3 protein-coding genes are annotated in these 13225 nt (G+C 61.0%); 1 reads left to right on the top strand and 2 read right to left on the bottom strand.

Going from position 1 to position 13225, the window contains the following annotated elements:
• Nucleotides 1-23: 23 nt before the first annotated feature.
• Nucleotides 24-1049 (top strand): LacI family DNA-binding transcriptional regulator, encoded by a 1026-nt coding sequence (locus NFG57_RS14905; RefSeq protein ID WP_045992521.1) that lies wholly within the window; start codon nt 24-26, stop codon nt 1047-1049.
• Nucleotides 1050-1116: 67 nt separating this feature from the next.
• Here NFG57_RS14905 and NFG57_RS14910 read toward each other — a convergent pair whose 3' ends face one another.
• Together NFG57_RS14910 and NFG57_RS14915 are read right to left on the bottom strand one after the other, a co-directional pair.
• On the bottom strand, nt 1117-3453 hold the full coding sequence (locus tag NFG57_RS14910) for a type I secretion C-terminal target domain-containing protein (protein WP_348814642.1): 2337 nt from the start codon (nt 3451-3453) through the stop codon (nt 1117-1119).
• 612 nt (nt 3454-4065) lie between these two features.
• Complete coding sequence (locus NFG57_RS14915; RefSeq protein ID WP_348814643.1) at nt 4066-10851, bottom strand: tandem-95 repeat protein; 6786 nt, start codon at nt 10849-10851, stop codon at nt 4066-4068.
• Nucleotides 10852-13225 lie beyond the last annotated feature (2374 nt).

The raw sequence follows: 13225 nt of genomic DNA on the forward strand, positions 1-13225 counted from the left end.
GCCACCCGACACGACATGACTCGATGAAAAAGAAATCCGTCACCTCACACGATGTCGCCCGTCTTGCCGGGGTCTCGCAGTCTGCCGTCAGCCGGACCTTTTCGCCGGATGCCAAGGTGTCGGACAAGACCCGCAAGAAGGTCATGGAAGCGGCGCGGCAACTGGGCTATCGGCCCAACACCATCGCCCGCTCTCTGATCACGCGATCGAGTCGCACCATCGCGGTGGTCGTCTACAGCCTCGAGAATCCCTTCTACAGCTATATGCTGGAAAAGGCGTCCCGCTTCTTCAAGCAGCAGGGTTACCACCTCCTGCTGTTCTCGGCGTCCAGCAGCGACGGCTTCGATGACGTGCTCGACGACATCCTGAGAAGCCAGGTCGAAGGCATCCTGATGCTGGCGATTACCCTCAATGACGACCAGGCGGCTCTGGTCTGCGACTACGGCATTCCGGTGGTAATCATCAACCGTACGGTCGACTACGCGGGCATCAGCCAGGTCGCCTGTGACAACTTCCAGGGCGGCTACTGGGCGGGCCGCCACCTGGTCTCGCTGGGCCATCGCCGCATCGCCTACCTGTCAGGCCTGGTCGACTCCTCCACCGACATCCAGCGTCGAGCAGGCTTTGTCGAGGGTCTGGCCTCCATGGGTGCCGCGCTTCACGACAGCGGCATCGGCCACTATCAATACACCAGCGCCTGCCAGGCCACCCGTCTGCTGTTCGCCAGCACCACCCCGCCCGACGCCCTGTTTGCCGCCAACGACCTGATGGCCATCGCCGCCATGGAAGTCATCCAGAGCGAGTTCTGCCTCAAGGTGCCCGAGGACGTCTCGGTCATCGGTTTCGACGACGTGCCCATGGCCGCCTGGCCGAGCCACTCGCTGACGACCCTGCAGCAGCCGGTACAGACCATGATCATGCGTGCCACCGAATTGCTGCTGGCCCAGATCGACCAGCCGGACACCCCACCACAGCAGATCACCCTGCCGGTCACGCCGATGCTGCGCGGCAGCGTCAGGCGCCCTTCAGGCGACGTCAACGACACCTAGTGAAGCGACGACCCTCTCGCCATCCGCCGACGCATGCGTGAGCATGCGCCGGCGGATGGGCCAGCGCCTATTCCACCTCGAGCTGTCCATGGTCGATCAATCGATCGAGGAAGGCGTCGCTGGATGCTCCGCCCATGCGCACGCCGGCCAGGACGATAAACTGATCGGCGCCGGCGCCGTGTGCGCCGATACCACCATCGGACTTGACCGCGATGACGGTATCGTCCCCCTCCTGACTGGCGTGCAGGAAGTCCGACACCTGGTGGTCACGGGCGCCATCGAGCAGATCAGACAGATCGAGCCGGTCTGCCTCGGGGTTGCGGGCGGTGTTGCCCAGGGTGAAGTCCTTGATCTCGTCTTCTGCAGGCCTGCGCACACTGCCCGCATCCCCCGCCTCGTAGCCAAAGGTGTCGGCGCCAAAGCCACCCCACATCACGTCGCCACCGCGACCGCCGATCAGCACGTCGTCACCACCACCGCCGATCAGCACATCGCCCCCCCCTTGCCCAAGCAGGGTATCGTTGCCGCCATCGACACGGTCTGTATCCATCAGCTCCCGGTAGTGGTCCTGGATATAGGCAATGATCTCGGCGTCTCTCGCCTCGGCGCCATTGCCATGGTGAACCGACCACTTGAGGTACTCGGTCAGCCCTTCGTAGCCGAGGCCGTCGTGGCTGCCGGCGGCAAAGCTCTCGTTGGTATCGCCGTCTCTCCAGCGAAGGTGGTCGGAGTTGACGGTGTCGCCAAACAGAATATCGGCCTTCACCCCGCCGGCAAGCACATCGTCACCGAGCACCTCGAGCGGTGCGTCGGGGCCGCCCTGCGCCAGCGCGGCGTTCAGTACCTCCTGGGTGTTGACGATGACCGACTCACCGGCGGGTGACGTCCACTCGGTGCCGTCCTGCAGGGTGATGGTGCGAGTCCCCTGGGTCTCGGTATTGTCGAAGATGTCCAGATAGTCCTTGCGCAGCAGACCCGCAGGATCCGGCTCCCCCGCGACCTCTTCACCGATGCCGAAGGTATGCACCTCGGACAGCCGACCGAGTTGAAGGAACTGTTGATACGCCTTGTGGACAGGGGTAAAGGCCCCCGCCACATCGCTCTCCACGATGTGTCCACCCTCCCGGTAGGCGGTTGGGAGACCATCGGTCAGGAACAGGGTCAGCGACCTGTCACCTTCATCTTCCTTTGCGACATGGTATTTTCTGGCGGCGGAGAGGGCTGCCTGATAGTTGGTGGAGCCCTGGGCCGCCGCACCGTTGACGTAAGCGATAAGGCCAGCCACGTTATGTTCGTTCAGACCATCGACCGCTCTGGGTGAATGCGCCTTGTCGTCAAAACGCACCACTTGTACGTCCACATTTCCGTCGTGACCCGCCAGACGTGTGAGCAACAGATTGACGTTCTGCTGCAATAGCTGGAGCCGAGTCAGACCATCGGTGCCGGACGGCTGGCGCATGCTGCCGGACTCGTCGATCAGGATCGAGATATTGTAGTCGACACCTGACGCAATCAATCCCTGCTTGCCGCCCAGGTCGCCGATCAGGACGTCATCACCCGGGCCGGTCGACCCATGATTGTCCCCATTGTCACCGACATAGAGTTCACCATCTTCCCGGCCCGCCATCACATCGACCGTCAGTGACGCCGAGGTGATATCACCGTCGCCATCGGTGCCGTTGTAGTCGATCACTGCGTCACCGGCGAAGCCCTGGTGCGGGACGAAGGTCAGGGTGCTGTCGGGGTTGATGGTGACGCTGCCGACGCCAGCACCACCCTGAACGCTGGCCCTGATGACATCGCCCGGGCCATCGGCACCATGCTCATCGTTGGCCAGCACATCCACACGCACCGGCGTGCCGCTGGCGGTAGTGGCACTGTCGTCATGGGCGATTCCGCTGTCGTCATCGATGATGATCTGCACAGCTCCGTCAGCGCTGTCGCCGTCCCCATCCGTGACGGTGTAGCCCACCGTGAACTTGATATCGTCTTCAAACGTACCGCTGCGGTGGTCCAGCGGACCTTCGACAAACAACTTGTAATAGGCCGTTTCAGGGCCATGCAGTATCCAGATAACGCGGTCACCGTTGTCGTCGAATCCTTCCAGCGAACGACCGTTACCACTGAGCTGCCAATTGATCGGGACGCCGCCGGAGGTCAGTGCCGGCAGCCCGGCGGTGTGCCAGGTGAAGGAGCTCACGCCGTCGTTACCGACGTCATAGTTCAAACGAGCGGCGGTAAAGCTCTGGAAAGTCAAGGCGTCCCCTACGCCACCTCGAATGCCGCCGGGCAGGCCCTCTTCGTCAACCACCGACCTGATCAGACCGGCGGTCGGGGTATGGTCGTGTGGACTGTCGATCGAGGTGTAGGTGCTCGCATTGTCTGTTTCGGAATCGGTATTCATGACAGCCTCCTGTCCTTGGGTGGGTCGAAATTCGCGTATGACTCCTTGAAGCTAGGCGGTCGATACCGACCTCGACACTGGACTGGAGGCCACCACTTTTCGCCCCATTACTCCTCGATATCTGGCGCCAAACGCGACTTTCATAAAAAACCGATACTTGCGAATCAGCAAAAAACTATTTCGCACTTAAAGACACACGAAAGAAAACTCACTAAATGCGTTACTGACTGATAAAAAACACTTTTTTCTTTTCCGCCGATTTGAAAACATGAGATTCCGGCATCGAAAAACTCGAAACAACACAGTTCTGTAGGCCGGATAAGCGCCGGCGCTGATCTGGCTTATAAAAGCCAACATATCACCTTGTAGGTCACCGCCACCTTTTTGGAATATTGATCGATCAACATTGACCACGCGACAGGACAAACACCCATCAATCATCGATAAGTCGAGGTAGCGTTTCAGCCGGTTTATCGACTTAAAAAAGACGCAAAAAAATATTGCGATAGCCGACAAGACATCACCCAGCCAAAGGCCGGGTGATCGAAGGGGATCTTCGCTGGAGTGATCCACCGCTTACTCCACTCTCTACTCCACTGCCTACTCCACTGCCTACTCCACCAGCAGCGCGGCCTCCTGGCCGATGCGCTCCAGGGTGGTGTCGCCTGCGCCCGGCACACCGGCTCCGTTCAGGGCCAGGGTCTGTTCGCTGTCTGCGCCGCTGTCACTGCTGCCACCACTGCCGCCACCACTGCCCCCTGCCGACGCGGGGCCTACGCTGTCGGTCCGGTCCTGTTCCGGCGGCAGCCAGGCCGCTACCTCCTCGTCGCTCTCGTCATCGAGCAATTCCGACAGCGCCAGCCGGCCCGCCTGGGCAGCGACTTCCTCGCCTGTCACAAGCACACCCGTGTCGCCAATGGCAGAGGCACTGACGTCAGCATCCGCTGGCGCTGGCGCTGGCGCCACGTTGGCTCTAGCGAAACTGCGAGCCTCATCGTATTCGCTATCAGCAGCATCTACCCAGAGACTCGTTTCACTGATAAAGCCCCCGTCGTACAAGAACGTCACCGTATGATCGGGATTGATCGTCACCTGGCCACCATCACCGCTGGAGACTCTCACCTTCAGGGAACCGTAGCCATCGCCGCCGAAGTTCACCAAATCGAGGGTCACCGGAATGCCGCTATAAAAGGTAAAGCCTTCCAGATCAGCAGTGATCACAGGCGTGTCGTCATCTACCGTCAGCCGGAGTTGTCCTTCAGCAGTATCGCCGTCACCGTCGGTAATGACGTAGCCGACCGCGACATTGATATCACTCTCCCCAAGGTCATCTTTGTGGTCCAACGGACGATACAGCTCGACGCGGTAGTCGCCGCTGTCGATATCGGTCATCTCGATGCCAATCACAGTATTACCGTCGCTATCGGAGGCCAGGAGGCTGTGGCCGGAGCTACCGAGTGACCAGGCCAGGGGGCGTCCTTGCGACGTTAAAGACGGCATGCCTTCTGTCGTCCAGCGGAAGCTGCCACGCCCTCCCTCACCGAAGTCATAGCCCAGCGAACCGGTCACCACGGTCTGCTCACCGGGAACGTCATTGAAACCGCCGGGGTTGCCGCCGAGGCCATCCTCATCGACGACGGCCTCGGCCACCATGGTGGCGGGGTCGCCATCGGTTTCCGGGGTCGTCGGTCTGGTGGGGTCGCCACCCGTCACATCGATAGAGAGCGTCGCCTCGCTGCTGTCACCGTCGTTGTCGCTGCTGCTGTAGTCGATCTCCGCCACGCCGGAGAAGCTCGGGTTGGGTATGAAGGTCACGGTGTCATCGGCATTGACCGTGATGCTGCCGACCCCTGCCCCTCCCTGAAGGCCAAACCCGCCGATGCTCCCCGGCCCATCGGCGCCATATTTATCGTTGGTGGACACATCCACGGTAATCGGGGTGTCACTGTCGGTACTGGCGCTATCATCGCTGGCGCTGCCGGCGTCGTCGTCGACAAAGAGCAGGAAGACACCCTCGGCACGGTCCCCGTCGCGATCGGTGACGGTATAGCCAACCTCTAAGGCGCGGTTATCCTCTACAACATAAGACAACGAGGGGGACGGCTCGTGATCCAACGGCTGGAACAGCGCCACTCGATAGCTACCGCTGGCAACATCGGTCAATTGCACCGAGATCACCCGGTCGCCACTGCTATCTACGCCCAGCAGCGAACGCCCGTTACCGCTTAACCGCCAGGTCACCGGATCCCCGCCGGTCGTCAGCGTCGGCAGATCGTCGCTATGCCAGGTAAAACCACCCTGACCGTTATTTCCGAAGTTGTAGCCCAGCAAGCCGGTGGCGACGGTGCGTTCGGTGGCAACATCCCCATCTCCTCCCGGGATACCGCCTGGCAGCCCGTCTTCGTCGACGAAGGTCCTGACAGGGACAGTGTTCGGATCGTCATCGGTTTCCGGGGTAGTCGGGATGTCATCGGTTTCGACGTCCACGACAAGCGTGCCGGTACTGATGTCACCGTCGCCGTCCATTGCGTCATAGTGAACACGCGCAACGCCAGAGAAAGACGAATCGGATTCAAAGGTCAAGGTACTGTTAGGGTGGATCTTGAGGGTGCCGACGCCGTCGGCGCCACCCTGAATGCGGGCGCCGACAAGACGTCCCGGCCCATCGGCGCCGAACTCATCATTGGCCAGCACATCCACCCTGACCCGGTCACCGCTCACGGTGCTGACACTGTCATCATTGGCGCGAACGCTGTCGTCATTCACGCTGACATTGAGCACGCCTTGCGCAGCCTCGCCGTCACGATCGGTGATCACGTAGCCCAGCGCCATGTCGATGCTGTCCTCGCTCATGGCATCATCGTGATCAAGCGGTCGGAGCAGTGACACGCGATACTCTGCGTTGAGAATATCGATGATTCTGACGCGCAGGACGTCATTGCCCTCGGTATCGGAGGCCGTCACGGTATGGCCGGTGGCATTGAGCGACCAGCTCAATGGGCGGCCTTGTGACGTCAAGGAGGGCAGACCGTCGGTGCTCCAGCGGAAGGTTCCACGCCCATCAGAGCCAAAGTCATAGCCCAGCGAGCCGGTCACGACGGTCAGCTCGCCTGGCGCATCACCCGGACCACCGGCAACACCACCGGCCAGGCCGTCCTCGTCGACAACCGCCGTGGCGGGTCCGGTGGCTGGATCGTCATCGGTCTCCGGGGTGGTAGGACGATCCGTGCCCTGGTCGACACTGACGCTGAGCTGTCCAGCGGTAATGTCGCCGTCTGCGTCGCTGCCGGTGTAATCAATCAGCGCGGTGCCGCTAAAGCTTGCCTGTGGCACAAAGGTCAACACGCCAGCGCTGGTTAGCGTGACGCTGCCGACATCCGCGCCTCCCTGGACACTGGCAGCGATCACCCGTCCCGGGCCATCGGCGCCGTGGTCGTCGTTGGCCAGCACGTCCACTTCGACCGCTGTCGCGCGATCGGTGCGCGCACTGTCGTCGTTGGCACGACCACGGTCATCATCCACGGTCACGCGCAGCACACCCTCAGCAGTGTCACCGTCAGCGTCGCTGACGCTGTAGCCCACGACGAAGTTGAGGTCGTCCTCGACCCTGGCGTTGGCGTGGTCCAGCGGCCTTGCCACTGCCACCTTGTAGCTGCCGGTCGCCTGATCGACAAGCTGAACCGAGATGGCCCTATCGCCATTGCTGTCAAACCCCACCAGCGAACGACCGTTACCGTTGAGCCGCCAGGTCACCGGATCACCGCCGCTGGTCAGCGACGGCAGGCCGTCGGTGCTCCAGCGAAAGTCTCCCTGGCCATCGCTGCCGAAGTCATAGCCCAGCACGCCCGTCGCGACCGTGAGTTCGGTGGGCGCATCCCTGACACCGCCGTGGATGCCGCCCGCCAGGCCATCCTCGTCGACCACTGCCTTGGCGGGGTTGGACAGGGGGTCGCCGTCGGTCTCCGGAGTGATGGGAATACCGGCATCATCGCTCTTGACCACAACGCGGAGCTGTGCACTGCGGGTATCACCGTCGGCATCGCTCGCGGTGTAGTCGATCAGCGCACTCCCTGAGAAGTCAGGGTGGGGGATAAAGGTCAGGGTGCTGTCGGGATTGATGGTGACGTTGCCAACCGCTGCCCCACCGCGCACGCTGGCGGAGACGAGACCACCCAGGCCATCAGCGCCGTACTGGTCGTTGGCCAGCACGTCCACGCTGATCGGGCTGGCCTTGTCAGTAGTGGTGCTGTCATCGACCAGCAGCATACTATCGTCATCCACGCTGATCCTTAGCTGGCCCTGGGCAGTGTCGCCGTTGCCGTCGGTGATCATGTAGCGAACGGTCAGATCGATATTGTCCTCGAGGCTGGCATCGTCGTGGTCAAGCGGCCGGTGCAGCTCGACACGATAGAGCCCCTGCTCGAGATCGGTGATGCGGACGCTGATCACCTCGTTGCCAAGCGCATCCACGCCCGTCACCTCATGCCCGGTACCGTTGACCAACCAGCTCAACGGACTACCCTGTGAGCTCAGCGCCGGCAGGCCATCGGTGACCCAGTGGAAGGGAAACAGCCACGGGCCATCCTTGCCGAAGTCATTGCCCAACGATCCGGTGACGACCCTGGCCTCTCCGGCCACGTCCCCAGGGCCGCCGGCGATGCCACCGGCGAGGCCTTCCTCGTCGAGCACGGCCCGGGCCGAGACGGTGGCAGGGTCGCCATCGCTCAGCGGCGTGATCGGTACATTGTTGCCAGAGGCGCCGACCCTGACCTCGACACGTCCGCCGGTCTCATCGCCATCACCGTCAGTGTATCCGAGCTGCAACAAGGCCGTGCCGTGGAACTCGGGATGCGGCGTGAAGGTGGCATAAAAATCACCCTCTTCGTGGCTGACCTGGCCAACGCTATCGCCGCCGACGACCTCGGCGCGAAAGTTGGCGACCCGCTCGAAGTCGGCGCCGATAAGGATGTCATCCCGCAGATCAAACCTGACCGGGGTATCGGTGCCAGTGAAGTACCATCCCCTGTACCCACCACCACGGGGACTGTCGTCGTCCACCAAGATGTCCAGCGAGCCTTGCGCACTATCGCCGTTGCCATCGGTGATGACGTAGCCGACGCTGAAGGTGATGTCGTCTTCCAGGTAGGGGTCGCTGTGATCCAGTCCCTTTAGCAGTTCAACTTTGAAGATGCCCGGCTCCAGGCCCAGGAGCTTTATGCTGATCACGTCTACCTGGTCATAGTAGCCGAAAATATTGAGACCGCGGGCCTTGCCGATCAGGCTGTTACCAGCGGCGTTGAGCGACCAGGTCACAGGCTCACCATTCGCACTCAATTCGGGCAAGCCATCGGTGGACCAGCGGAAGCTGCCAGGCCCAGCCTCTCCAAAGTCGTAGCCCAGAAAACCGTCGTAATAGGCTTGGTAGTATCCGATATCGCCGGAACCACCTTCCAGGCCAGTCATTTCATAGGCATACAAGTAAAGCCGGTCCTCATCGACGATGGCGGTGGGCGCCACGTTCTCAGGATCACCGTCGCTGTCCGGGGTGGTGGGGCCGCCGGCGTCGCCACCTTCGACGACGACGCTGAGTGTGGCGGCGGCGGTGTCACCGTCGGCGTCACTGACGACGTAATCGATCAGCACCTCTCTGCCGAAAAGCTCCGGGTGAGGCACGAAGGTCAGGCTGTTGTCGGGGTTGATCGTGACGCTGCCGACCGCTGGCCCGCCGCGCACGCTGGCGTCGATGATTCCCCCTGGGCCATCGGCGCCCAGCCCGTCGTTGTCCAGCACCGCTACCCTGATCGCCGTGTCGACGGCGATTGTGGCGCTATCGTCTCGGGCCACCAGGCTGTCGTCGTCCACCACGATGTCAAGCCTGCCGGCGGCAACGTCTCCGCCACCGTCGGTGACGGTATAGCCCACCTCGATAGAGAGGTCGTCCTCGATGCCCGAAATGACATGATCCAGCGGCTTGTCCAGCGTCACCTTGTAGCGGCCGGTCACCACGTCGACAAGCTGCACCGCGATGACCCTGCCGCCACCGCTGTCGACGCCCAGCAGCGAACGGCCATTGCCGCTTAGCCGCCAGCTTACCGGATCGCCACCGGAGGTCAGTATCGGCAGGCCATCGGTGTGCCAGCGGAAGCCACCCGGACCATCATTGCCGAAGTCGTAGCCCAGCGATCCGATGGTCACGCGACTCTGGGTAGCCGTGTCGCCGGCCCCCCCGGCGATACCGCCTGCCAGGCCATCCTCGTCGACCACCGCCTTGGGCGACCGGGTGTCGGGGTCGCCATCGGTCAGTGGCGTGATCAGCCCGTCAGGATTGACGGCCGCAACAGACACGGTGAGGGTGCCGACGGGGAAGTCACCGTCACCATCGGAGCGGGCATAGTCGATAAGCGCATCGCCGAAGAATCCCACAGCGGGAACAAAGGTCAGGGTGCCATCGGAATTGATCGACACGGTGCCCACAGCGTCGCCGCCCTGAACGCTTGCCTGCATGACCTTGCGTACGCCCTCGGCGCCGATCTCGTCGTTGCTCAGCACGTCCACGATGACCGGGGTGGCACTGAGGGTGGCGGCGCTATCGCTGTTGGCGCGGCCGGCGTCGTCATTGACACGGATCTCGAGTACGCCTTCAGCCGTGTCGCCGTCACCATCGGTAACGACATAGTCGATCACAAAGTCGACATTGTCCTCGATGCTTGGATCCGAGTGATCCAGCGGCTGGAACAGCTCGAAGCGATATTCACCCGTCGTGATATCGACAAGTTCAAGCCTGAATACCGAGCCGAACTGCGCGTCCTTGGCAATCAAGGTCCGTCCATTATTCACCAGTGACAGGCGCGGCACTTCCCCTCTCACCTCCACATCTACCAAATAGGAGCTACGAATCCAGGAGAAACCAGCAACCCCATCGTCGCCAGCGTCATAACCCAGGAAACCGGTGGCGACCGTTGACTCGCCGGCGATATCGCCGATACCGCCAGCAATGCCCCCGGGCAGACCCTCCTCATCGACGACGACCCTGGCCGGTTGGGTGTCGGGGTCGTCGTCGGTTTCCGGAGTGGACCGCGTCGTCGAGGCAGCGTCGCGGACATTGACGGTCAGACCTCCTTGGGTGGTGTCACCATCGCCATCGCTGCTGGTGTAATCGATCAGGGCATCGCCCAGAAAGTCCGGGTGAGGCACGAAGGACAAGCGGCCATCGCCCCGGACCGTGACGCTACCGACATCGGCTCCCCCTTGAACGCTGGCCGCGACAACCCCACCCGAACCGTCGGCACCGAGAACGTCGTTAGCCAGCACGTCGACGATGACCTGGGTGTCCTTGGACGTGGAAGCCCTGTCGTCGTTGGCGCGAGGAGCGTCATCATTGACCGTGACCTCGAGCACGCCGAAAGCGCTGTTGCCAGAGACGTCGACGACGACATAGCCAACTCGAAGTGAATACTGTCATCGTTGCCAGCGCCTGAGTGATCCAGTGCGGCAATCTGGTCGCGGTCAGCAAAGTGTCTAACGTCAGGCAACCGTACCTCATAGCTGCCGGAGGCTAAGTCGGTAAGCACCACCTCGATGACCGCATACTCCTCCTGGGCGTCACTATCGTAGGCAACCCCACGCACCCTGTGGCTACTAGCGTCAATCAACCATGACACCGGATAGCCGTCGGCGGTCAGACGCGGCAAACTGGCGATATCCCAATCGAAGCTGCTCACCCGTTGAATTTCGTAGTCAGTTTCTTCTGAGCAATCGCTGCCGAGGTCATAGCCCAGCGACCCGGCCGCCACGACCGTTTCGCCTGTGCCTGAGCCGCTGGCACTGCCGTAGTAAGAGGCGGCTTCATCGACGATAGCGTGGGCCGGTTCGGTGGTGGGATCGCCATCGGTCTCCGGGGTGGTCGCCACCTCGCTGTTCTCACATTCTCGGATATCGAAGTGGGCCTCGATGTTCACCCGGTCGCCGTCACCATCGATGACAACGATCTGGAACTCGAACGATCCCTGGGCATCGGGGTCGGCCTTGAACACCCAATATTCCAAGTTGACGGCGAGCAGGCCTTTGTCGGTGTCGATCATCGCCCCCAGTGGATATTCGGTGTCGTCACCGGGCAGACTGACAAAGACGCGGTCGAGGCCTTCTTTGCCAGCATCCATCCTCCAGCGATCGACGACAAAGTTCCCCGGAACGACCGAACTGGGAGTATCGATGCCGTTGAACCCCGAGTAGGTGGATGGCGCTACATCAACCACATTGATGTCGACCCAGGCCTTCTCTTCCCTGCCCTCGTTGTCGGTGGCGATGAAAGGAAACGATAACGACAGAATGTCGTCGAAATCAGGCCCGGTAGGGTCCAGTTTCCGATTCACCGAAACAGTGACCAACTCGTCGTCGTCAGTCAGTTGCAGGATCAGCAGGGCTCTTCCCGGATCCTCGTCCAGCAAACTCTCCTCGAACAGCATCAATCGCTGCCCGTCGGGTGAAATCCGAAACCCCACTGGCTCACCGTCCGCCGTCAGTTCGGGGAGGTCAGGAGCCACCCAGCGATAGGGCTCATTGCTGGCAGGATCTCTGTTGTATCCAAAGTCGTGGTTCAGCCTGAAGCTATAACTCCCACCGCCATCGGTGACAGAGAGAAGGACAGCGGGCTCCACGCCGCGGGTATTCATCAGCGCAGTGGCGCTGGCATTAGCTCTTTCAGTGTCGGTATTCATGGGAGTGTCCTCGCCGCCGGTTGGTGGCGGCAAACAACGAAAACAAGGCAACAAGCACGGTGTGATTCCTGCGTCTGCCTTAAACCTAGGCACTGATTTTCGCTCTCGACACTGGACTGACGAACATCATTATCACTCGAAGCCTCCTTGTTTTCCGACATCAAAAATTTCTTTTTTATAAAACAGATAATTGCGCGTCAGAAAACGCCTCAGCCACCAATTCACACTTTGTGATAAAAAACTCACAAATTTTTAAATGATTGATAATTCGACACTTTACTTTATAAATAAATACCAAGGTCGCTGCCATCAAGCGACTACACAATCGATTAAGCACAACTTTGCATGCTTATTCCACGCCTCGGGAAACGATGACTGCGAACAATCACACAAAACACTCTAGATTTTACGTCACGATTTTCTTCCCTTGTCAGTTCGACAACTGAAAAAACAAAAACCACGCTTCCATCTTTCCATAAGCGAGTACACGCCGGCCTTTACGCACGTCGCTATAACGCCATAACAAAAAATTATCACCTTTTGATAAAAACCCCGATTGGCCGAATTCAAGTGCTGATGTTGTGGGTCGAGATCCCCCCGAAGAACAGCCGATAGCTGCTGCGCTTGCAGGATGCAGTGCACGGCCCTGTCGCTGGGAGAGAGGGCTGGGAGGAGGCTGGGAGAGAGGGCTGGGATGGCTCGTAGCGATGCGAGATAGCCGAGGCGTCTCGTACTCAAGGGAGGCTCGTCGCTATGCAAAAAACATCACCCGGCCAAGGGCCGGGTGATCGAAGGGGACTTTCGCTGGAGTGATCCACCACTTGCTCCACGGCCTATTCGACCGCTTGCTCCACTCTCTACTCCACTGCCTACTCCACCAGCAGCGCGGCCTCCTGGCCGATGCGCTCCAGGGTGGTGTCGCCGGCACCGGCGACGCTCAGGGCCAGCGCTTGTTCGCTGTCTGCGCCGCTGTCACTGCCGCCACAGCGCCATTGGGATGATCAGCCCAGCAGCCTTCGAAGCTCGAATGATCGCATAGACCGGTGTCCACTTTT

It is taken from the genome of Halomonas sp. H10-59, assembly GCF_040070555.1.
GTDB classification, from domain to species: domain Bacteria; phylum Pseudomonadota; class Gammaproteobacteria; order Pseudomonadales; family Halomonadaceae; genus Halomonas; species Halomonas litopenaei.